Origin of the sequence: Nostoc sp. PA-18-2419 (assembly GCF_005869855.1) — a bacterium.
In the GTDB taxonomy this organism is placed as follows: Bacteria; Cyanobacteriota; Cyanobacteriia; order Cyanobacteriales; family Nostocaceae; genus Nostoc.
Map to the genome: position 1 here is coordinate 139,084 of NZ_SZNH01000005.1, position 22,968 is coordinate 162,051.

Consider the following 22,968-nt stretch of genomic DNA (forward strand, 5'->3'; position numbering starts at 1 on the left):
TTTTACCTCGCTTTACTAGGAATGCCAGAAAACACAAATAACTTTTGCTCTTTGGGTTGAGGTAAATTCTCGCCTCTGTATTGATGAATACCTACACCCATGTCTCCTGTAGCCGTGAGTTTAAAATTCACTTCCTCAAATCCAGACGCACTCAAAATTTTCCGCACATTATCAGAGTAGGGAATACCGTTAGAGTGTCCGCGAGTCCAGATGACAAAAGCACCTGTTTTACTCAGAAAACTCAGGTTATCTAGTAAACGATTCAGTTCTCCATCAGTAAGATTGCCAAACACACCGCAAACAATTACAATATCTGCTGGTACTGCGCCTACGTAGTTAGTAGCAAGAGTTGCATCACCATTGATAAACTCAATTTGCTTAGCTAAACCTAAAGATTCTATAGTTGCTCGTCCACGTTCAACTAAATTTGAATTTATTTCCACAAGTCGTGCAGAAACATCTTTCGCACGAGGGTGATTTTCTAATGTTCCTAATAAATCTCGTCCATCACCCGCGCAAAGACTCACTATCCGAATAGCTCCAAGTGGGGACGCATTCAAGCTATAAGCAATATATTCGCGCACGATTTCTAGACGCTGCTGCAATTTTGGCTCAATCTTGTAGAGGTCGTGCCATTCATACCAATCTTTTGGCATAAGGAGTAATTTTCGTTTAATGCACACTATGTATCTACAAACTACGGTTAACTTATCGATTAACTGTAGTTTGTAGATAAAAAATATCATAGAAATGATATAAAATCAAGTCTTATTTCGTATCAATACCATTGCCAATTTACGAGGGTTCAACACCTCAAGAAACGGGATGAGAAGGTGTTTGAAAAGTCTTATTAACCAAAGCTTCTAGGCACTTATATAAAAGTCCAGCTATTAGTCATTGGCAGTACACATGATTGAGATAGCACTTGGTCAGGCCAGAGCAACTGGCTAGAAATACAACCAGAAATATAACTTGTAGATGACTGGCATTGCTCTGTTTTGCGATCGCTCTTGCCATGTAAATTTTTGCAACACAACCGTGGTAATGTTTAGTTGAGTTTTATACCCACTTTCTCTTTAACGGACTTTTGCAAGAAGTTTATGGTAACAGGTAATTAAATAATCCTTATCAGTCTATACATATGGAGTGTTATGGGTACTAGTCAGACTGGAATGGGTGCTATGCCAATTGCTGGTGGTGGCACAGGGTTTCGAGTTTGGGCACCGTTTGCTCAGAAAGTGTTTGTTGCTGGAGAGTTCAATGGATGGTCTGATACAGATAATCCACTTGTGTATGAGGGCAATGGTAATTGGTCGGCAGATGTTTCCTCTGCAAAGATAGGAGATCAGTATCGCTATGTTATTCATCCTTTGGGGGATGGAACTCCAATTTGGCGAACCGATCCTCGTGCTAGACGGGTTTATTCCGAAGATGACCCTGTGGGAGCCACTATCAAACGAAAAAATAATGGTTATGTGGTTGAGCCAACCTATTTCTGGGATTCTGGTTCTTTTGGAATGCCTGCTTTTAATGAACTCGTCATTTACCAACTGCATGTTGCTACCTTTAATACTGAAGGAAAGACAGGCACGTTTGACAGCCTAATTGAGAAGCTGGATTACTTAAAGAGCTTGGGTATTAATGCAATCGAGCTTTTACCAATTATTGGGTTCCAAGGTGAGCATTCTTTGGGTTACAACCCGGCTTTTGCTTTTGATATTGAAAGCAGTTATGGAGGAGATACTGAATTCAGAGACTTTATCAAAGCAACACACAATCAGGGAATGGCAGTGATTGTGGATGTGGTATATAACCATTTTGGACCCGAAGATTTAGATGCGTCACTCCGCAGAATTGATGGCTGGTATGAAGGGGATGGAGATGGCATTTATTTCTATAACCGATCGCCTCAAAGAGATTGGTTTGGTCCTCGACCAGATTATGGACGTTCGCAAGTGCGGGATTATATTCGGGATAATATCCGAATGTGGTTAGAAGAATACCACGTTGATGGGTTTCGGTTTGACTCAACGATCGGTATCCGTAATGCATACGGTAACAATAATGATCCCAAGAATGACATTTCCGAGGGTTGGTGGTTATTGCAGGAGCTTAACAGCCTGATTAAGAGCCAACCTTCAGCCAAAATTACGATCGCAGAAGATTTACAAGAGAATGAATGGGTGACTAAACCTGCATCCTTTGGTGGGGGAGGTGCAGGTTTTGATGCTCAGTGGGTGAGCCGATTCTATTGGGATATTCACAATGCAGTTGTTGTCCCTGCTGATAGTAGTCGTAATATGTTTGCAGTTCGCGATGTCATTGAACAGCGATATGGTTCAGATGCTTTCAGCCGTATCTTGTTCAGTGAGAATCACGATCAGGTACATGCAGATAAAGGAAATCTTCGTTTACCCGATGCTATCGATCGCGGACATGCGGATAGTTATTTTGCCCGCAAGCGCTCAACGTTAGCTGCTGCAATTGTGATGACAACTCCTGGGATTCCAATGATTTTTCAGGGACAAGAGTTTCTGGAATGGCTGGCTTGGACGGATAAAACGGCACTAGATTGGAATAAAAAGGATAGCTTGATAGGTGGAAAGATTTTTAACCTGTATCGAGATTTGATTCAGTTACGACGCAACTGGTATAACAACACGCGGGGATTACGAGGGCAGCATGTTCATGTTCACCATGTGAATGACAATGACAAGGTGATTGCGTACCATCGTTGGGAAAATGGTGGAGCAGGAGATGATGTGATTGTCGTTGTTAACTTTGGACACAAGAGCTTTCCAAGCTACAGTGTGGGTTTTCCAACGCCAGGAATATGGTGGAACCGTTTTAATAGTGACTCGGACACTTACAGCCCTGATTTTGGCAATTTTGGCGGTTATTCAACTACTGCGGGTTCTACAGATCCAAACGATCCAGAGCATATGCCTTGTCGAGGTAACGTTGGGATTGCTCCCTATTCAGTACTGATATTTTCACAGTAAAAGTTTGCTGATTAGTTTGAGTTTCGAGGGCGATCGGACATGATATTACAAATTAGTATTAGGTGGTCTTCTCAAAGATTAATAATCAATTTGTTAACTATCATGGGGTAGCACAGTTAGGCATGCTACCCCACCAAAAACTTCTATTTGACGGAATTGAAATATTCAACGCGATTCTAATTTAGAAACTCGCTCCTCTAATTTATTGACTTGTTGTTTCAATTCAATCACCAAAGTTGCAAGCCGATCAAACATAGAACCTTGCTGTGATAAATTCTGTCTGGAACCTGTTGACTGTCGTGGAGTAAGTGTTGTTCTTGGGGATGGAGACTTGCCGGTTCGATTTAATTGAGATTCTAGCTGGTTTAACCGCGACTCAACACGATTTAAGTCTGCTTCTAAGTTGTTAAGACGGGATTCAACTTGCTGTGATGAAGCAGTATTGGAAAATAACCCACCCCAGATAAGCACTACTAAAATCCCGGCAAGTATTAGCACCTTAATTTTATTCATCTTAATATCTTGCACTATCTCAATAACTACGATCGCAAGTCATAATTCTGAATTCTCATTTATCGTGTTCTAAATTAGAAAATAGCCTTTGCCAATCGATAGACTTAACAGTATTGTGTCCCTCTTTCACCTCAAATGTGACATTACATGCTTTTGCTACTTTTAGCACTTGTACGCAAAGTTCTGTAATATCATCACGGCTGATTTTACCTTTGATATTATCACCTTGCTCGAAAATTAATTCTTTGCCTCCTGATTCCTCAGTTAAAGCACAAGGGCGAATAATTGTATAAGAAATTCCGCTTGCTCTTAAACTATCTTCTCCTTTCAATTTCCAAGTCAAAATTCCTCCTAATTGCTCATTTAATTTCACTGCTGGAGGTTCTTCATCTAAATTAATCCCAGGGCGTCCGGGGCGAGTTACGCCTGCCGAACTGACAAGGATAAATTGGGGTAAATTTATGCCGTTATAAGCTTTAATTGATTCCAACTCTAAAGCAAAACCACCTGGAGAAAATTTGGGATTTAATTCGCCATCATATTCAAATTTGCTTAACATTAGTTGGAATGAACAAATTGTACTCTGCTCAATTGGTGGCGCATCTTTGACAATTTTTGCTCGAAATACAGGAATCAAATCTTTGAAGAGAATGTGAATATCTACCCAGGTATTAGCTACAGTATCAAAAGAATAGCTATAGCCAATACCATCCCATTTTGTATCTGTTCGTAGGAAAATTTTATAACGCTGACCGTCACCTTTAACGCGCAATTTTACACCTTCATAACCAGATAAATTAAATGGTGGATCGAAATTCTTAGTTCTCACAGAAGCAAATCCGCCAGAGTTCGCAGTGGAAACATTGCCAGCAAACAAAGCTGCATTTTCTACTAATTGGATATTACTGGCACTCACGCCACCCATAACCACATCATCCAACGCTCCCCAAATCTCTTTTAATTCTGCTGATGGTTTTGTAAAGTCAAATATTTGTTTTTCGTTTGTTTGGGGTAGATATTTTGCTGCGGCTTCGACTAAGTTTTTAACACCTAGATATTCCACATTTTCTGGGGTGTCGTCAACAATTTCCGGTTGGTAAAATTTAACACCTTGATAGTATTTGGCTCTATCTGCTGTGTCTCCCTCTACTGGTTGTACGCGTACTGCTGTGCAACAAATTACAGCTTCAATATTAGCCATAACTACAGGAGTTAAAGTTTCCGGTTTGGTGATATCAGCAACTACTAAGTCAACATCACTACCAAGAATTGACCGTGCTTTGTCTATGTCTCTCACCAGCGCCCGAACTTTATAACCCTGTTCGAGCGATCGCTTTACGACTCGTTTACCTACACCACCTGTGGCACCTGCTACCAGTATTACACCCACATTTCTTCCTCCATTGGGTTTATCTCGATCATCCTGAGGACGGCCTTGGATTAATTGCTGTACCCAGTTAAGTAAAGGAATTACCTCAAAGTAAGTCAGGGTTTCGATAAACCTGCCTAAGTCCCATTGAGAACGATTTTTATCACTCATATTTGCGTCCTCATAACTTTCTTCACTCTAGCAATTTTGTGGAGTAGCTACAGCAAAGGACTGGAGACTAGGTGAAAAGTCTTTTGGTGTCTAAGTTTTATCATCTTTTGATGTCCTAATCGCCTTCAAGGACAGATTCACGGGTTTACAAACATCGGTTTAGAATCAGTAATTTTTATGTGCTGCATTATACTATTATTGCAAGAAAAGTTTTTCATGGAAATAGGTGTGCCAGTTTCATAAATCAAGTTTTAGCAGTTGATGCTGGCTAGGTTGCTCATTTTTGATATCCCAATCCCTACTTACAAGTACAGCCAGCTAACAATTCCCACATTCATGTCTCAATTCCAAAGATTCTAGCTGCAAAAACACAGGAAATTGCTAAATAGCAACTATATACTACGGTAATTGTATCAAGATACCGTATAATATTCTTAGTCATACTCCCAGCACAGGAATGTTGCTATCAAATATCGGCAACATTCCAAAGGCACAGGCGAGTGCGAACACTACCCTACAGATCGAACTCTGGAGAATATATATGGGCTATAAACATATAGAAGTTAAACAAGTAGCTGGTTTCATTGGTGCCCAAATCAATGGCGTAGACCTTTCCCGTCCTCTTTCTGATGAGCAAGTCAAAGAAATTCGTAAAGCCCTATTGAAATGGAAAGTTGTGTTCTTTCGTGGTCAAAACATCGACCATGCTGCCCAAGTTGAGTTCACATCTCGTTTTGGCGAAGTGACTTTCGCCCATCCCCTCGGAGAGATTGAACCTGTACCGGGATTTCCCCAGCTCAAACCTGTAGACCGTAAGCTCTATGAAAAGCAGTATGGTTTTCGTAGTGGAGGCCCCTGGCACACAGACGTAACAGCGGCTATTAACCCACCAGCAGCGTCAGTTTTACGCGCAGTTAATGTCCCCAGTTTCGGTGGTGACACCCAGTGGAGTAATCTGGTTGCCGCTTATGAAGGACTGTCAGCACCCTTACGGGCGCTAGCAGATACATTAAAAGCGGAACATCGCTTCAATGGCGGTGGGTATCAGCCCCACAATGGTAAATTCGACGAGCGCATTGGTGTTAATCCACTAGTTTCTATTCACCCAGTCGTCAGGGTTCATCCTGAGACTGGTGAACGTGCGTTGTTCGTTAATCCTGGTTTCGTCTCGCACATTGTTGATGTGTCACCACAAGAGAGTAAGCTACTGCTGGAGTTGTTCTTTAACCAAATCACCAAGCCTGCTTATACCACCCGCTTCCGTTGGAATAACGGTGATATTGCCTTCTGGGACAATCGCGCCACCGTACATTTAGCTCCTCAAGATTTGGATCATTTAGATGTCGAACGTCTCCTTTATCGCACCACTATTACTGGCGATGTTCCAGTAGGGGTTGATGGTTTGCGTTCAGAAGTGGTTCAAGGTGAGGCGTTCAGCGCAGAAGTACCAAGCGTCTTCAAGCAGAAAGTTGAGTCTAAGGCAGCACAACCAGTGCTTTCGTAAAGCTAAGTCCTGGGTGCTGAGTGAATTAAAAAGTACTTACTATAGCCGCAGTCACACCCTTTTGGACAGTGTTGATTCCTCAAAGCTTTGAAGTAACTAGGTTTACACTCAGCACCGACTAAACGCCCTACTATCGCGCTTAAGCTCTTTGCTACCAAAGAGCAAATTATTCACCTTGAAGGTGCGCCATTTCAGTTCTTTTTCAAAGCTATACAAGGGTATTTACTCCTGTATAACTACCTACACAGCAGGTTGACAACCAAGCCGAAGAATAGAACCTTCTAATCAATTCGGCAAGCTTGCAGAGGTTTTGCTAAACGGTATCAGCGTCAACATGAGGTAGAGAGTTATGGTCAGACGGCAAATTGGAAAATACTCAATATCCAGACGTGATTTACTTTACGCTTTCTATGGCTTAGTATCTTTTACTACGTTAGTCAGCTGTCAATCAAACAATGGCAGTACGGGCAATAGCAGTTCAAATAACAGCAGTAAAAGCTTGAGTACTAATACTACTAGTAATAGTAAAAGCACTACCAAGCTCGTTCGACTTGGCTACCAAGTTTCAGGGGATTTGACCCACGAAAAAGGCGTAATTGAAAAACGGCTGGCTCCTCAAGGAATAGGTGTTACTTGGTCTCAATTTGTGTCTGGCCCGCCGCTATTAGAAGCGTTAAATGTTGGTAGCATCGACTTAGGACCTACAGGCGAAACGCCACCTATTTTTGCTCAGGCTGCGGGTACTGATTTGATTTATGTAGTTAACATGCCGCCCGGTACTGGCGAAGGTTCAGCGATTATCGTACTCAAGGATTCTCCCATTAGAACACTGGCAGAGCTTAAAGGTAAAAAAGTTGCCTACTCCAGGGGAACAGCTCAGACCTATTTTGTCGTAAAAGCGTTGGAAGATGTAGGACTGAAAATCAATGATATTCAATCAGTGAACCTGGCCATTGCGGATGGAAGGGCAGCATTTTTAAACAAGACAGTTGATGCTTTTGTAGAAGGCGACCCTAATCTGATTAAGCTCCAACAAGAAGGTAGCATTCGAGTCTTGCGAAACGCCCAAGGAATTAGTACGCCAGGGAGTTATTACCTAGCTTCACGGAATTTTGCAATTAATAATACTGAGCTATTAAAAACAATTTTGTCAGAGTATTACCAAATTGGGCAGTGGGCAAATAAAAATAGGCGCGCAGCAGCTGAAATTCTCGCACCGAAGGTCAAGACTGATGTAGACACTATGGAGTTGACGTTGACGAGAAGAAAATTTGACATGAAACCGATTACTAAAGAAGTAATCAGTGCCCAACAAAAGGTTGCGGATCTTCTGTATCAACTCAAAGTTATACCAAAACAAGTTGATGTTCGAGGTGCAACCCTAACTACCCAGCAGTATGCAGCGATTACACCGGATGCTGTTAGGAATAAGGCTTAAGCTTTAAGAGAGCAAACTTGGTGTACCACACACCTACTGCACAGTATAGTTGGACAAATGTGTTAGCCCAGGCAAATAAGTGATGCCTGCAACAGTAAACTACGCGATTACCGTATAATTGTTAGTTAACCTAACAATTAGAAAAACATATAAAAACTTCCCTCATGAAAATTTGGAATGGACAACTAGGCGATCGGATCAGTAAGACCATTTATCGCTATTCACCCGCCTTTCGTTGGCGTAATTTTCGCCTGTTTTTTGGGGGACAGTTACTATCAATGTCCGGGACATTTATGACCCAGCAGCTAACTATTCCTTGGCTAGTATACGATTTGACTAAATCGGCTTGGTTGTTAGGAGTTGCAGGGTTTGTACAATTTTTACCTACGTTATTACTGATTCCCTTTTCCGGCGTATTGTCTGATCGCTGGAGTCGTCGTGACTTGTTAATGCTAGTGCAGATATTGGGAATTAACGTTTCCTTAGCTTTAACGATTCTTACGTTTACGAATTGGATTACGTTTCCCATCTTATTGATACTGAGTGTTCTCAATGGTTTGCTCAAGGGATTAGATATGCCTGTGCGCCATACAATCGTCACCGAAACCGTAGACGATCACGCTGATTGGAGTAATGCGATCGCCTTGAATTCAGTGATGTTAAGTTCATCTCTGGTATTAGGGCCGGCTATGGGCGGGATTTTGATTGCGACCTTCGGGGTAAAGTATTGTTTTCTTTACGATACCCTCAGCTATATTCCTGCTATCTTTACCCTGCTAGCAATGCGGCTTGAAGCCAGACCTACGCAGACCTTTACAAACCTGAGCGATACTTTGCTGAAATTGCAGGAGGGCTTTGAATATGTCTCCAAATTCCAGCCAATTAGAGCAATTTTATTAATACTGGCATTACAAGGTTCAGTCGGGATGTCTCATGTCGCACTCATGCCCATCTTCGCAGCTAAGATTTTAAATGGGGATGCAACTACGATGGCTCACCTCAGTACTTCAGCGCCGATTGGTTCGTTGTTTGCTTGTTTGTATCTGAGTGTCAGACGAGGGATTGTGGGCTTAGACCGTTTGATTGTAATCGCTCAAATTTTAATCGGGATGAGTCTGATCTCTTTCTCACTATCGCGTCAAGTTGGGCTGTCCATAATCATACTGGTGTTTGTAGGCTGCTTTAGCATCCTTGAGATTACGAGTTGTAATATGATTATCCAAACTTTAGTTGCCGAGGATAAGCGTGGACGGGTAATGAGTTTTTATGCCTTAGCAATGGTGGGTACAATGCCCTTTGGGAATCTGTTAGCTGGAACCTTAGCACATAATTTTGGTGCAACTAATGCCTTGATTGTCTGTGGTAGTCTAATTATTTTAGGTGCGCTATGGTTCTCTAGACAATTGCCTGGAGTGAGCCATTGGATCGCTGGAGAAAAAAGTCGCTTCTCTTTTAAATGACCAGCGATCGCTGAATTATCTATAGTCAGTAAATTATTGTTTTAATCTGGAACCACAATATTTTCTAAACCCTTTTCTGCTGGTGGATATTGTGGGTTGATTGCCTCTAGAGTGTCTGCGATCGTTCGAGCTACTACCAAGTTACGATACCACTTATTGTTTGCAGGTATGACATACCAGGGAGCATGAGCAGTCGAGCAATTGTTAATCATGTCCTCAAATGCCGTTTGGTAGTCATCCCAGAGCACCCGCTCTTTTAAGTCGTTGCTGGAAAACTTCCAGTGCTTATCTGGATCTTCTAGCCGACTTTCCAAACGCCGTTTTTGTTCGTCTTTAGAAATATAAAGAAAAAACTTGATAACAGCAATGTTGTTGAGTGTCAGCATATGCTCAAACTCGTTAATCAACTGATAGCGATCGCGCCAAATATCCTCTGGTACTAGCTGTTTGACTCGTACAATTAACACATCTTCGTAATGAGAGCGATTGAAGATGCTAATCATCCCCCGTTGTGGTGTCCGTTGGTGGTAGCGCCAGAGAAAATCATGGCTTATTTCTTCATCGCTGGGCTTTTTGAATGACCAAACCTGACAGCCTTGTGGATTTAGACCACTGAATACATGTTTGATAGTACCATCTTTACCCCCGGTATCCATCGCTTGCAGCACGATTAGCAAACTGCGGTGGTGTTGAGCATATAACCGTTCTTGCAAATTTTGCAGTCGTTGACGCTGCTTTTCTAGTTCTTCCTCAACGTGCTTCTTTTTCTTGTAGTCCTCGCAAGCATTTGGATCGAAATTGGCTAAGGTGATGGGCTGTCCGGGGTGGACTCGGTAGCGAGGATAGTCTGGTTTAGGCGGTGGCTCATCTACAACGATTTTTTCAGGTGCCATTTCTTGGGCATACTCAGTTGTAATCTTTGCTGCCGCTTGTTTTGTCTTATAAGATTCTGCTGATGTTGCGTTACTGGTGGGAGTTGAATTATCATTTTTTGAACTATTTGACTGGCTCATAGGTTCTTTTAACTTAGATAGGATTTACCGTGCAATATCCTTAGTTTGCTCAATTTATTCAAGGGTATCCACCTCAATTTGATGCCAAGAGTTATTCATGTATCCCTTAAAATTCCAAATCGTTCTAACATCTTCTGGCTGAGTATTACCAGCCCAATCCCAAGCACGCACAATAACTCGGTTGTTGCTATTTTTGAGATTTACTTGGCTACGCCAAAATTGCCAAGCCCAGGGATGCTGTGATTCTTCAAGCTCTGCTTGCATCCAAGTTTTTCCGCCATCGGTGGATAGCTCTACGCATTTAATAGTGCAATCTCCAGGGGCGATCGCATACCCCTCAATTAAGATAGGGTTTGTCAGTATTTTCTCTCCATCTAATGGATGGCAGATTACAGAATTAACGCTTAGCTCTCCTAATATCTGTCCTTTAGTCCAATCGACCGTCTGTGATTGTACTTCTGGTGGGAAGAGTTTATAAGCATATTGCTGAAAGTAGTTACTAGAAGGACTAGTTTGCAGCGTAATGCTCGATAACCATTTAACGCTACGAGCGCCAATATAACCAGGTACTACAACCCTTAATGGGAAACCATGCTCAGAAGTTAAAGGCTCACCGTTCATCTCATAGGCTAAGAGAACCTCTGGACTCATCGCCTTCTCAATCGGAATAGAACCCCCAAAGCCGAATTTCTTACCTTCTTTTTCAACTTCATCGAAACTGCTAAAGGCAACATGTTGAGCATCGGCTTCGATTCTGGCTGCTTGCAGTACCTCAAAAAGTGGAACGCCGCCCCAGACTGCGTTGCTAACTGCTCCTGCACTCCAAGGTTCTTCACCTTCAATCGGCTTGGCTTCGATCAACTCATCACGCYGATTGCCAGCACAGTAAAGCGTTGCCATAACTGTACGTTTCGGGAATTTTTCTCGAATTTCATTTAATGAAAAATGGAGTGGCTGACCTACACTGCCATTAATAGACAAACGATAGTTGATTGGATCGATATTAGGAATCGAACCGTGATTGCGGATGTAAAATAATTCTTTCGGTGTGACAAAGTTTTGCCGTAGCAGCTTCAACGGTGGTTCTGCGTTTAAAGGTATCTGCTCTCGGATAATTAGGTCTGAATGCTTAATCATGGTGCTTGTATGATTTCTTATTGAGAATAATTTCCCCTTTCTTATTAATCTTTAATGGATTTTTAGGAAAAGCTTGATTATTTAAATAACGCATAAGTTTCACAGTCCGAAAATCCTGATCTACTTGAGGAATTCCCTGTCTATCCATGCGAATCGGAATAATTTTACTTGATACCAAATTTCCAACTGAATTGAGTTTGACTTCTAAAATCAGTGAGTCACCTGTTTGAGCATTTGTAGATAAAGTTCGATATCCTAAAAAATTTCCTAAAGAATAAGCTATGATTTTTTTCTGATAAATTTCCATCGCTCTTGGTACATGAGGTCCGTGTCCCAGTACTAAGTCGGCTCCCGCATCAACCATTTTTCGGGCAAAGTTGATTGAATTACCTCGGTTTTCTTCATAAAAAAACTCCGTCTGATTCTTAATATGTAGTGCCTCTGTTCCTTCAGATCCAGCGTGCATCGATACTATTACAATTTTGGCATTCTTTTTAGCTTTTACTACGAGTTTTTTGGCTACTGCTAAATTCTGGATGGAATTATACATTTCATAAGGAGAAAAACCAATCATTGCCACAGAAATATTGTTAGGTTTTAGATAGAGAATTTGATTTTTATGACCTAATGTAGCAATACCCACAGCCTCAAGATTCTTCTTTGTATCTTTAAACCCTACTAGACCAAAGTCCATTGCATGGTTATTCGCCATATTGAAGACATTAAAACCAGCTTTAGCAAATAGCTGAGCATATATAGGTGGAGAGCGAAATGCAAAGACTTGTCCTCGACTAATATCTTTAGTAGTGTAAGGATAATTAGTTAGACTACTTTCAAAGTTCCCAAACAATATATCAGCTCCTTGCAAGTGAGTTTTCACTAATTTTGGTAATAATTGCTCCGGAAACCGAGGTAATCTGTAGTTAGGAAAATTAGTACCAGGAATAATGTCTCCAACAGCTTTTATAGTAATCGTCTTGAGAAAGGTTTGTTTTTTGGATGTTGGTGGCGTAGATTCAGGTACAACTAATGGTAATAAGCTAGGTTCAACGGGTGTAGTCGCAGCATTTGTTGGCTGCGATTGCCCCACTCTAATCACGACTCCGGCACCAATACATAGATAAAAAAACACACCAATAAAAGCAAACGAAACTGTTTGCCCTAAACTGGAATTATCCATCGTTCACTCCTCACACGATGGCATTAGTTTATCCTAAAAATCTGTGCTGGCAGTGTATATTTTAATATTATTGACAAATATCTGGCTAAGTAATTACTGAAGTATATTTATTATAATTTTTAGAGTATTTTTTCAAAAACTTTTAACTACTTCTCTCTATCTAACTTATCTTGGATAGCTTGACGAGAGAATTCAGAAGGGTCACCTTTAGCCTTCACTGCTTGCTTCATTGATTCGGTGCATTTAAAGCTAATAGAAGTTGTCATAGACCCCTCTCCCTTGCGTTGACCGGGTTCTAAATTCTCAGGAGTTCCCTTACTATTGATAACGAAAACGGAGAGGGGGGGATTCGAACCCCCGTTGGGTTTCCCCAAAACGCATTTCGAGTGCGTCACCATGAACCGCTCGGACACCTCTCCAGCTATTTATTTATAGATTTGAGATTTAGATCTAAGTTCAAATCTAGGTAAATTAGGGAAATTTTAGTGCATCCCCTACACTATCATAGCATTGTGACTAGAGTATTTTATTGGCTAATAGTTGAGCGATCGCCATAGCTGAAATCCTCTATTTTTGCTTTAGTTCTGAAGTTAGATCAATTTTTACTTTTTATTTAGTACTCAGCACAGGCTAAACGCCCCATTACTACCAACAGAACAGTTTGAGTGACTTCTGTTTGCGTCAGTTTTAACAATCGGTCTTCAACTTAAACTTATATTAATCTCACAGTCGGCAATCCTTAAAATAGCAATGTTCACAACCGCACGAAGCCTAGTCCGTGGTAGACATCGCTGCTTTCAATGTCAAGCTAGGATCTACTCGAACACTATGCAGCATACAGTCTGAGGTTTTGCATGAAAGTAGCAGTATTCAGTACGAAAGCCTACGACCGGCAGTTTTTGTCAAGTGCAAATTCTCCCACCGAACATGAGTTAGTGTTTTTTGAACCTCGTTTAAATCGCGATACCGCTATCCTCGCTGCTGAATTTCCCGCTGTTTGCGTATTCGTCCATGACCAGGTTGATGCGCCAACTTTAGAGCTTTTAGCTTCACGAGGAACTCACCTAGTTGTCCTCCGCTGTGCTGGATTTAACAATGTAGACTTACAAGCAGCAGCAGACTTAGGGATTACTGTTGTGCGTGTTCCCGCCTATTCACCCTATGGCGTAGCAGAACACGCTGTGGGATTAATTTTGAGCTTAAATCGCAAAATTCATCGTGCTTATAACCGCGTCCGAGAAAGCAATTTTTCTTTAGATGGACTTTTAGGATTTAACTTACATCAGCGTACAGTAGGGATTATTGGCACTGGGAAAATCGGTCTAATTTTAGGACAGATAATGAAGGGATTCGGCTGTAATATCCTCGCTTATGATGTGTATCACAATCGAGAATTGGAAGCCTTAGGTGGAAAGTATGTAGAATTGCCTGAGTTATTTGCCACCTCTGATATTATCTCTTTGCATTGCCCCCTGACTCCAGAAACACATCATTTGATTGACGCTGAAGCTATAGAACAAATCAAGTCGGGCGTGATGCTAATTAATACTAGCAGAGGAGCGCTGATTGATACCCAAGCAGTGATTGAAGGACTAAAGTCTGGTAAAATTGGCTATCTCGGTGTTGATGTCTACGAACAAGAATCAGAATTGTTCTTTGAAGACTTGTCTGGCGAAATCATTCAGGATGATATTTTCCAGCGCTTGACAACATTTCCCAATGTACTGATTACCGGACACCAAGCGTTTTTTACAGCAGAAGCTCTCTACAAGATTGCAGAGACGACTTTTGCTAATATTACCGATGTTGAACAAGGTCGCCCCTGTGCGAATGAAATCCGCGAACCGAAAGGTAACTAGCGGCGCTACTTCGCCAACCGATATACCCGTGATTATGGATGAGAAAGATGAGGAGATCGGGAAACAAGCTTAGAATACCCGCAGCCGTGTAGCTGAAAATTTCTAATTCTATTTTGCTGCTATTGTCTACTTATCTGGGAATAATAGCTTTGTAGATTACCGCTATTCCAAAAAAAATTAACCCTCAGCTTACCACTGGGGGCTTTTTTGTTTGGCAAAATGGCAGATCTGCCAATTAGAGGCTTGCTATGGTATTTGAGTAGGATACATTCCATGCGAAAAAGTACTGACTTGCATTACCCCTGGTTAACTTCCAGGGGTTTTTATTCAAACTTGGTCAGAATTTAGCACTCACGATTTAAAAATCAGATTTGACAGGCATTGGGGAGCGTGCGCCATAGCATGAGATACTTTTCTACCTCACGTTGGCGTAACTCAAGGTAGAGAAGGTAAAATCTACTGTAAATTGGTAAAACTAAATTACCAATTATGGTATAGTTTCTCTGCATAAAACATAATTTCTTCATTTGGCAGTCTAATTTTTGGTTTTTGCCGAGGATATAAACTTTCAACTGCACCTGTATCCTGTTCTATGACTTTAGCTGCTACTTGTAAAACGGAATTTTTATAGAACAATTTTGCCAAAGGATTGTTTACTTGAGCATACATCAAAATGAAGGTCTTAGTTGTTTTTTGTGTTTGAGGGTAGAGAATGTGAATTTGAGCAATATCACCAATAGGGGTTTTAGCAAAGAAAGCTGTAGTTGAAGGAAAAGCGTATTCGAGTGTGTTACTAAGAATTTTGGGAAAGATTCCTAAAACTGGATTTTTAATAATTTCTCCTAGTGTATTTTTGGCTCTTTTCAAATCTTGTTTGACTACAGCATAATATCCTGTTTCTTCAAAAGAAGTTACATCACAAGACGTGATTTTAAATAGTTCTTTATGAGTACCGTTTTGGTGATTATAGTCGTAGTTAACCATTAGATTACTCAAAAAATCTCCCTGAATACTTTTTTCGCCAGTTACCCCAAGAAATTTGTAGTTATCTACAATTCTCTGATGTAAATCTGGGATAGGTAATCTTGGCTCAAATCCACAATATGTCCAGATGCAATCGTTACTAATAATTAGCTCTAATGGTTTGATAATTAGCTGATTACCTTTTTTATCGTCTTGATAAAGTCTCCCTTGTCCATCAAATTCTAGTGCATGAAAAGGACAAGTAATAGTATCTCTTTCTTGACAAATCCAGCCAGATGATAAGGGTGCTTGCATGTGAGGACAGATGTTATCAAGGGCAAAAACTTCACCTTTTTGGTTTTGCCAAATTACATAATCATGCCCATTTAAAGTGATTTGATGAGGTTTATTTATTCCTAATGTAGATTTGTGCGCGATTAACCAAGGTGCGCCAGGTAAAATTGCTTGCATTTTTCTTCCAAAATTTGAAAAATTGATTGATTTATTAACAAATAATTCAGAGGTCGGTTGTCAATCTTAAAAGTTAAAATTTGTGATTAACGAGTAAGTAGCGCCTGTCCTCCCATTGCTCTTTTAAATATCAATTGGGATAATTAAGGTTTAGTTAGGAATGGACAAGATAATACTACCGAGCATTGCTCGGTTAACTTCGACTTCTGTATGGCTGGATTACAAAGAAAAGCTATTAACTAATTTTTTAGTTAATTAATACCAATTTAATAAACTTCATCTTTTGTGTCAACTAGTAACCAATTTTTTAGTTAAGATGTTTTCGTTAAGCTGATGGAGCAACGTGGGTCGTTCAACGCAATCAAAACTTTCAGATAAAAAACCTCGCCAGGTGCGGGATGCAGAGGCGACGAAAAAGCAGATTCTTGATGCGGCAGAAGCAGAATTTGCTAGAAATGGACTTAGCGGGGCGCGAACGGAGGCGATCGCCAAAGGTGCAGGTGTCACCACAGCGATGATTTACTACTACTTCCAGAGCAAGGAAGGACTATATCAAGCTGTGCTGCAACGCCCAGCGCTAGAAATGCACGAAGTTCTTCAGCAGTTAAATTTCGATAATTTCCCACCAGAGGAGGCGTTGAAGCTGCTTGTTAAAGAAGCGATCGCCTACGAAGCAGCTCATCCACACCGAGGGATGCTTTGGTTCCAAGAGGCAAACCAAAATCAGGGAAAGTATTTCAAACAGGGGAATTGGCAAGAAAATTTTGCCTATCTGATCAGGATTTTAGAGCGAGGGATGGCAGAAGGTTGTTTTCGTCAACTCGATCCATTTCTCACCACCCTACATATTATTGGGGTTTGTAATTTATACTTCAATGCCTACGAAAACATCAAGCACACTAGACCAGATTTAGAATTGCTGAGTCCAGAAATGATTGAGCAGCATACTCAAGCAGCAGTGAATTTTATTTTGGCTGCTGTACTACGTACTGGAGATTAGAGATTGAATCCAGAATTTTGATTATAAATACAAACTTTTTAAAGGGTAAAAAATATTTTGCTTTGAATTAAATGCATATGCTTGAAGATAAGATTTCTGAAAATTAGTGAGTTTGTTTTTTAAATCTATAAGACCTGACCATCCTGAATTTAAATATTTTAAACCATAAAGCTTGGAAACATCTGGTCTCGCCTGTCCTATAGATAGGATATCAACTACTGTCAAAGCATTAGATTCATTTGTGTAAGCTAATATTACGGCATCTGCTACTCTTGTTGGTAGTTTAGCCCATCCACTAATTTGAAAAAAACCATTTTGGTCTTCTTGTATGGAATCAATATAACCCCATTCACCCTGATGAGATATTTTTATATCTTTAACGATTCCAGGGCGGAAGATATTTAATTGACTCAGATTTTTAAATCTTGTAATTACTAAATTTAAACCAGAAGAATCTATAGGCTCAACAAAGGGAAATAGCGCCATAATACAATCATCTTTTTGATAAATATTGACTAACTGAATACAACTTTTGCCATAGTTATAGTGATACTGCCATTCTTGTAATCCATATAAAATTTTAGTTGGATAATTCTTATTAATATAAAAGGCAGTTATTACGCCTAAAAGATAAAGACTCAAATTCTTAAAATGTTGATTATATTTATTTTTATATTCTAGTAAATATAAAATAATTACCATTATTGATAATGGTAGATAAGCTAAGTGAATAATATAATCAACTCTTACTGCATGGCTATTTGCAGGAGTAGACATTGGTAATCTAGTAATAGTATTTACTATTCCTAATACAATCGTGTAAAATCCAATAATAAACCATACTATAATTTCTTGTTTAATAAATTTTAAATTTAAAATTAGTAACAAAGTGAAAGTAATCAATAAAACTAATCCGATAAATATATCTAATTCATAATATTCTCCCAAAATGTTCCCCAAAAATGCTAAAAAATAACTTATGATATCTTGCCAAGAACATTTAAATATTTCACTTGGTTTTGTATGATAAGACGGTTGAATATAATTTATAAAATAAAAAATACTTGATATTGTAAATAATCCGATAAATAAACCTGAAGATTTAAATTTATCATTTAAGCTAAGTTGGTTGTTAAAAATAATAAATAACAGTGAAATGACCCATATAACAATGCCTCCAGAAAAAGAATACTGTGAGATTACACAGAAAATGGAATATAGCCATACTTTGAGTTTCTGATTTATATTTAATCTAAAAATTATTGCATTTATTATTAAACAAGCATCAGGAATAAGTCTATGTATAGTGATACCTCGCAACCATCGACTAAAAGAGGACGGTGATAATAATAAAAAATCATAAACTATTAGAAGAAATACATTTTTAAAGAAACGTTTATTTGTTAATGATAATAAAAAATAAATTAAAAGTGACATAAAAAAAGCAAAATGTAATCCCATGATCATTTCTGCTTTCACGTTCCATTCGTTTAAAATTCCGGCAAGAATAACAAATATTAAATTGGGAATCAATTTTCTACTTTCATTATGTTGTTTATCAAGTATTGCAAAAGATAATTGATTGTTGAAAAAACTTTCTATTTGTTCGCCAGGCACTTTCCATTGATCTAGTATTGGAATGTTTACACCATACAAATATATAATCAATATCCATATCCCATATATAGTTAATGGCAATAAAAATACTAAGTTACGTTTTTGAAAAACTAAATTATTGATATTATTTATCATGTACATGATTAGATTTCGCTATTTATTGTATATGAGCTAAATCTCTATCTCATTTATTCATGACTGAATTGATGTTCTAGCCTTCAACTTAGGATAAGCAATGCGTTTGTGATTAAATTGCTGCCAAACATCTACAAATATCTGGGCAATTTGTGACATTTCTTCCCGTGTTAATCCTGAATCTACAAGTTGATTGTCTTGCCACCTGGCACGTAAAATATTATTCAACATTGTTAAAGCTTGTTCGGTGGAGACATCTTTAGGCGATTGCTCCTCTTCTTTCTCACTAGACTTTGCGCTGACGCTACTTCCCTTTAAGGGTACAGGACGTTTCCCCGAAGTTGCTCCTTGGAGCGATCGCAGCGCTGCTTCGCAAGCATCCGCCAACATGACAATTCCTGTTTCCCGCGATTGGGGAATCGGCCCCTCATAGCGAAAATCTGCTTCATTTACCGTTAAATTTGGATCTTCTTGAGCCATTTGCTGGGCTTGGTGGTAAAAATAGGCAATTAGCATTGTTCCCTGATGCTCTGGAATAAAAGCTTGAATTGCTGTGGGTAAAAGGTGTTTACGTGCCATCACCAGCCCTTCACTTACATGCTTTTTGATAATTTCTGCACTTTTCCAAGGGTCTTTAATTTCTGTATCGTGTTTATTTGGCCCCCCCATTTGATTTTCAATAAACCCAAGGGGGTCATGCATTTTTCCAATATCATGGTATAGTGTACCAGCCCGAACTAATTCAACGTTACATTTGAGTTGTTTGGCAGCAGCTTCGGCAAGGGTAGCCACAAAGAGTGTATGTTGAAAGGTTCCGGGAGTTTCAGTTGCCAATCGTTTGAGTAAAGGGCGATTAGGGTTCGCCAATTCTGCTAAGCGAATGGGAGTGACTAAATCAAAAAGTCTTTCTAGATAAGGACTCAACCCTAAAGCGACAACACTCCAAACAAAACCTGATGAAGCAAATAACCCTGCTTCTCGGATGACAATATACCAAGTTGAACCAAAGACTTGTCCAATTAACACTTTCACAATCAAGTAAATACCGCCTTGAGTTAAAGCGATAGCCACACCCAATAATGCCAATTCCTCACGCGATCGCAATCTTTGGGCGATGCAACTACCTAATATTCCTCCTGCTAAACCTGCTAAAAGTGCAGCTTTGCCCATATCCAAGGTGATTGCTAATATCGGCGACAGCAGTCCGACAACTGTCAGCCCCAAAGTAGCGCCGTAAAAGCTTCCCAACAATAAACCAAGGGCGCTCCAACTAGTGTAGGGCAATCCCATGACGATTACTCCTGGTACGCTCAGAGCCAGCAGTAACACCAAAAGGCGATCGCGTTGTCGCAGTTTGTAATTAATGTGTCGTTCTACCCAAACAAAAATGCCAATGGCGACGATAATAATGCTTCCTAACTTCACCAACTCTAACCACTTGATTTCCCAGCGAATCAAATGATAATGCTGCAACACCTCAAAATCCCAGGCACTAATCTGCTCTCCTTTTTTGACAATTGCTTGACCACGGTGTACATTCACCATCACGGGTGATACCCCAGCAGCAGCTTTTTGAGCTTTTTCTCTGCTTTGTTGTTCATCTATTTGCAGATTTGGTTGGAGTACAGCTAACAACAGTTTGCTTGCTAAGGGTTCAGCATCTTCAGGGACAAAGGTGTGGACTTGTAAGCTCACCGCATCTTGTACAATATTTGGTGGCAGTCCTTGGGGGATGCCTTGGGTGAGAATCCGCTGGGCAGTTTGATGGATTCCTGTTTGTGTATTTTCCCACTCCAAATCTGACAAGTCTAGGAGCAGGGATTCCTCGTATGTTGTTTCTGGACTAGCACTCTCCAACTGTAGAAGTTTGGCAGTGGCGAGTGTGTATTTTTGGCGTACTTGGGAAATTTGGGCAATCAATGAGGATAAGCTTTTCTCAGAAATTCTCAGTTGATAATCTTCTAATTCTTTTATTGCTTGAGTAAAGTCAGTATTTTGATAAAATGACGCTACCTCGGTAGTCTGGGAATCAGATTTAGATTTGGATGGTGTAGTGCTTGGCTGGCCTACTTGATTCGGTGCAGCTATAGATGATGAACGGGATGAGGTGATTCGTCCTGTTATTTTTCGGTACTGGTTTCGATGATTTTTTACCGCCGCTAGCACCGTTTGCCATTCTAAATCAGAGCAAGAACGAAGGTAACGCTGGGTAGATCTGGACAAAACTACAGTATCAAAAAAAGGAAAAGCTCCAGCAATGGTACGAATTTTGTTGCCATCATCTAAAAGTTGTTGCAGATTTTCGTCGATCTGTTGATTGATTCGCACATCAACCATCAACACTGGAATAAAACTTTTACTAGCAACTTTACGCTTGGCGTCTGTTTTTTTCTGATCTTCGATGCTAGTTGTATAGGGCGCTCTAATTGTCTGGAGTGCGGGATTGCCTATTTGGAGTTGCGTTTGATTRTAGAATTTATGACCTATAACTCCTGTTAACGAGACTACAGCGATCGCCAAAATCACCAAATATCGCTTTCCATGTACCCAGTGGCAACCAACTGTATAAATAYTACTCTGAGTTTTGACTGATTTTGCCATTGACTTTAGCGCTGTTTCTGGTTTTTTGCGTTCGCTTTTGTCATTGGTTTTTGATAAAAACAAGATTACATTTGTGAGGATAGCTCTTAAAAGTTCCTTTTTATGGCTTGTGCCTTTAGGACTTTTAATTCTCCCAAGTAACTTTCCCTTACGGCGTAATAATGTGTACCATCGCCGCCAGTAAGACAATTCCTGGGTGAAGAACTGCAAAAATTGCTCGGTCGTTTTCATTATCTCTGCCTGCAATTGCTGACTTTGATAAGCTAATGAGCATTATAATTTTCCAGGATGGTTCCCTTGTAGTCACATCAAGTCCTGGTAATTACTTAATTATTAGAATCTCTAAGCCTCAGATCTAATAATAAGTGTTTAACCCGACATAATATAGGGGGCTTCAACCCTAGTTTTATGCAACTTGAGTTCATTAGCTCAACTCAAACAAAACAATCATCAGGGAAGTCCAATATGTGGCTACTGTTGCAACTACAGTTGCGGAAGTTACCTACACAATTGGGTCGAGGGTTTGCTGAAAAATCTCAGTATAGAATACTGTTAATGTTGGCAGTTTGGCATCCGCACTGTTATTTGCTGAAAATAGCATTAATGTAACCGARTAACACGAGGAGCTGCGTAAACTGAAAGCGTTACCCTAGACATGGTACATCCCTGTTGTGTTAACTCCTTTGGATGTAAGCGAACGTTATCATACAATCCTGACCACACAGCCACAAGTGCATCAGCTAATTCTAACATTTGGTCAAAGCTTGTCAGTTCGGATGCTGGTAAATTCCTCTGTAAAAACAATCGCCAATTTAGAGGAATTCCTGCTGTAGTGTTATACGCGCCTGATAAAGCCGCAGTAATTACACTTGTGGAGTGTGCCATTAAACGGGTACCATCTTGGATGGCATCATCATTTTTCGTAGCTCGTAAAACTGCAAGGCGAAAATCTTCCAATGTACTCAAAAAGCAGTAAAATGCGATCGCAATCGTGTTACTAAGCTTTTCTTTGCTAGCAAACTCGGTTTGCACTCTTTCTAGTCCAGCCCCTTGTGCTAATAAATTCTGAATTCTTAATAGTTTTTTCGGTATTGATGTCGGCGTTTCTCCTAAAAAGGAAATTATTTGCGGAATCAAGGTTAAAGGGTCGAGTTTCTCAGTCAAAGCTAGAGCGATCGCATACCCTACCGCTAGTGTTCCATCACGTACTACTGGGTCATCATCCCAGATTTGCAGTACATCTAGCAAGTTTTGTCGTAGCTTAATTGGATTTTCGTGAAAAAAAAGTGCCACTGGTAATGTGGCAAGAATGATGTTTGTTGGAGCAGAATCAAGAGAAGCTTTTTGCTGACGCGCTATCCAATCATTTAAATCTAATCTACTCAAGCTAATTAAACTCTCGATACCCACAACCATTGCCATTATGCCATTGGAATAATTTTGAGGCTGTATTCCCCTACCAAAAGCTAAATTTTCCCCCAATAATACTCCGAGTAAAGTACCTCTAAACCGACTTACAAGAGAGTAACGCATTA

The 22,968-nt window shown here is 40.0% G+C and carries 16 protein-coding genes and 1 tRNA gene; 6 read left to right on the forward strand and 11 right to left on the reverse strand.

What is annotated here, in order from left to right:
• Positions 1-2 precede the first annotated feature (2 nt).
• A complete protein-coding gene (locus tag FCR06_RS07605; RefSeq protein ID WP_138498226.1) occupies positions 3-656 on the reverse strand; it encodes a class I SAM-dependent methyltransferase family protein in 654 nt (217 codons plus the stop codon).
• Between the two features lie 495 nt (positions 657-1,151).
• Between FCR06_RS07605 and FCR06_RS07610 the strand changes: the two genes are divergently transcribed.
• The gene (locus tag FCR06_RS07610; RefSeq protein WP_223280067.1) at positions 1,152-3,002 is read left to right on the forward strand and encodes an alpha-amylase family glycosyl hydrolase; all 1,851 of its coding nucleotides are present in this window, start codon (positions 1,152-1,154) and stop codon (positions 3,000-3,002) included.
• Positions 3,003-3,167: 165 nt separating this feature from the next.
• On the opposite strand, the gene FCR06_RS07615 is transcribed toward FCR06_RS07610, so the two are convergent.
• Positions 3,168-3,515: a carbohydrate porin gene (locus FCR06_RS07615; protein WP_138498228.1), complete on the reverse strand. Its 348-nt coding sequence runs from the start codon at positions 3,513-3,515 to the stop codon at positions 3,168-3,170.
• A 55-nt stretch (positions 3,516-3,570) separates the two neighbouring features.
• Positions 3,571-5,055, reverse strand: coding sequence for a CIA30 family protein (locus tag FCR06_RS07620; RefSeq protein WP_138498230.1), 1,485 nt, complete (start codon positions 5,053-5,055; stop codon positions 3,571-3,573).
• Between the two features lie 541 nt (positions 5,056-5,596).
• Here FCR06_RS07620 and FCR06_RS07625 point away from each other — a divergent pair.
• The 3 genes from FCR06_RS07625 to FCR06_RS07635 all read left to right on the forward strand — a co-directional run bounded on the left by FCR06_RS07625 (position 5,597) and on the right by FCR06_RS07635 (position 9,457).
• Positions 5,597-6,559, forward strand: a complete 963-nt coding sequence (locus tag FCR06_RS07625; protein ID WP_138498232.1) for a TauD/TfdA dioxygenase family protein — start codon at positions 5,597-5,599, stop codon at positions 6,557-6,559.
• Positions 6,560-6,908: 349 nt separating this feature from the next.
• On the forward strand, positions 6,909-7,997 hold the full coding sequence (locus FCR06_RS07630; RefSeq protein ID WP_138498234.1) for an aliphatic sulfonate ABC transporter substrate-binding protein: 1,089 nt from the start codon (positions 6,909-6,911) through the stop codon (positions 7,995-7,997).
• Positions 7,998-8,161: 164 nt separating this feature from the next.
• Complete coding sequence (locus FCR06_RS07635) at positions 8,162-9,457, forward strand: MFS transporter (protein WP_138498236.1); 1,296 nt, start codon at positions 8,162-8,164, stop codon at positions 9,455-9,457.
• Between the two features lie 41 nt (positions 9,458-9,498).
• Here the strand turns inward: FCR06_RS07635 and FCR06_RS07640 are convergent, their stop codons facing one another.
• The 4 genes from FCR06_RS07640 to FCR06_RS07660 form a co-directional block, all read right to left on the reverse strand.
• Positions 9,499-10,470: a polyphosphate kinase 2 family protein gene (locus tag FCR06_RS07640; RefSeq protein WP_138498238.1), complete on the reverse strand. Its 972-nt coding sequence runs from the start codon at positions 10,468-10,470 to the stop codon at positions 9,499-9,501.
• Between the two features lie 54 nt (positions 10,471-10,524).
• A complete protein-coding gene (locus tag FCR06_RS07645) occupies positions 10,525-11,607 on the reverse strand; it encodes a molybdopterin-dependent oxidoreductase (RefSeq protein WP_138498240.1) in 1,083 nt (360 codons plus the stop codon).
• The gene (locus FCR06_RS07650; RefSeq protein ID WP_138498242.1) at positions 11,600-12,787 is read right to left on the reverse strand and encodes a CapA family protein; all 1,188 of its coding nucleotides are present in this window, start codon (positions 12,785-12,787) and stop codon (positions 11,600-11,602) included. The genes FCR06_RS07645 and FCR06_RS07650 overlap by 8 nt, the downstream gene beginning before the upstream one ends.
• 334 nt (positions 12,788-13,121) lie before the next feature.
• Positions 13,122-13,206, reverse strand: a tRNA-Ser gene (locus tag FCR06_RS07660).
• A gap of 435 nt (positions 13,207-13,641) precedes the next feature.
• Here FCR06_RS07660 and FCR06_RS07665 point away from each other — a divergent pair.
• Positions 13,642-14,646, forward strand: coding sequence for a 2-hydroxyacid dehydrogenase (locus FCR06_RS07665; protein ID WP_138498246.1), 1,005 nt, complete (start codon positions 13,642-13,644; stop codon positions 14,644-14,646).
• A gap of 480 nt (positions 14,647-15,126) precedes the next feature.
• Here FCR06_RS07665 and FCR06_RS07670 read toward each other — a convergent pair whose 3' ends face one another.
• Entirely contained in the window at positions 15,127-16,080 is a 954-nt protein-coding gene (locus FCR06_RS07670) for a Rieske 2Fe-2S domain-containing protein (RefSeq protein WP_138498247.1), read from the reverse strand.
• 343 nt (positions 16,081-16,423) lie between these two features.
• Here FCR06_RS07670 and FCR06_RS07675 point away from each other — a divergent pair, with 343 nt between their 5' ends.
• Positions 16,424-17,080 carry a TetR/AcrR family transcriptional regulator gene (locus tag FCR06_RS07675; protein WP_138498249.1) on the forward strand — a complete coding sequence of 219 codons (657 nt, stop codon included), beginning with the start codon at positions 16,424-16,426 and terminating at the stop codon, positions 17,078-17,080.
• Positions 17,081-17,101: 21 nt separating this feature from the next.
• Here FCR06_RS07675 and FCR06_RS07680 read toward each other — a convergent pair whose 3' ends face one another.
• The 3 genes from FCR06_RS07680 to FCR06_RS07690 form a co-directional block, all read right to left on the reverse strand.
• Positions 17,102-18,838, reverse strand: coding sequence for a hypothetical protein (locus tag FCR06_RS07680; protein WP_223280068.1), 1,737 nt, complete (start codon positions 18,836-18,838; stop codon positions 17,102-17,104).
• A gap of 51 nt (positions 18,839-18,889) precedes the next feature.
• Positions 18,890-21,664 (reverse strand): HD family phosphohydrolase, encoded by a 2,775-nt coding sequence (locus FCR06_RS07685; protein WP_138498253.1) that lies wholly within the window; start codon positions 21,662-21,664, stop codon positions 18,890-18,892.
• A gap of 369 nt (positions 21,665-22,033) precedes the next feature.
• Positions 22,034-22,966, reverse strand: coding sequence for an ADP-ribosylglycohydrolase family protein (locus FCR06_RS07690; protein WP_138498255.1), 933 nt, complete (start codon positions 22,964-22,966; stop codon positions 22,034-22,036).
• Positions 22,967-22,968: the final 2 nt, after the last annotated feature.

What these genes read in the sequence shown, in the direction of transcription:
- FCR06_RS07650 (WP_138498242.1), bottom strand. Translation starts at nt 12,787, where the DNA reads ATGGATAATTCCAGTTTAGGGCAAACAGTTTCGTTTGCTTTTATTGGT.
- FCR06_RS07640 (WP_138498238.1), bottom strand. Translation starts at nt 10,470, where the DNA reads ATGAGCCAGTCAAATAGTTCAAAAAATGATAATTCAACTCCCACCAGT.
- FCR06_RS07665 (WP_138498246.1), top strand. Translation starts at nt 13,642, where the DNA reads ATGAAAGTAGCAGTATTCAGTACGAAAGCCTACGACCGGCAGTTTTTG.
- FCR06_RS07680 (WP_223280068.1), bottom strand. Translation starts at nt 18,838, where the DNA reads ATGTACATGATAAATAATATCAATAATTTAGTTTTTCAAAAACGTAAC.
- FCR06_RS07620 (WP_138498230.1), bottom strand. Translation starts at nt 5,055, where the DNA reads ATGAGTGATAAAAATCGTTCTCAATGGGACTTAGGCAGGTTTATCGAA.
- FCR06_RS07615 (WP_138498228.1), bottom strand. Translation starts at nt 3,515, where the DNA reads ATGAATAAAATTAAGGTGCTAATACTTGCCGGGATTTTAGTAGTGCTT.
- FCR06_RS07670 (WP_138498247.1), bottom strand. Translation starts at nt 16,080, where the DNA reads ATGCAAGCAATTTTACCTGGCGCACCTTGGTTAATCGCGCACAAATCT.
- FCR06_RS07625 (WP_138498232.1), top strand. Translation starts at nt 5,597, where the DNA reads ATGGGCTATAAACATATAGAAGTTAAACAAGTAGCTGGTTTCATTGGT.
- FCR06_RS07605 (WP_138498226.1), bottom strand. Translation starts at nt 656, where the DNA reads ATGCCAAAAGATTGGTATGAATGGCACGACCTCTACAAGATTGAGCCA.
- FCR06_RS07635 (WP_138498236.1), top strand. Translation starts at nt 8,162, where the DNA reads ATGAAAATTTGGAATGGACAACTAGGCGATCGGATCAGTAAGACCATT.
- FCR06_RS07630 (WP_138498234.1), top strand. Translation starts at nt 6,909, where the DNA reads ATGGTCAGACGGCAAATTGGAAAATACTCAATATCCAGACGTGATTTA.
- FCR06_RS07610 (WP_223280067.1), top strand. Translation starts at nt 1,152, where the DNA reads ATGGGTACTAGTCAGACTGGAATGGGTGCTATGCCAATTGCTGGTGGT.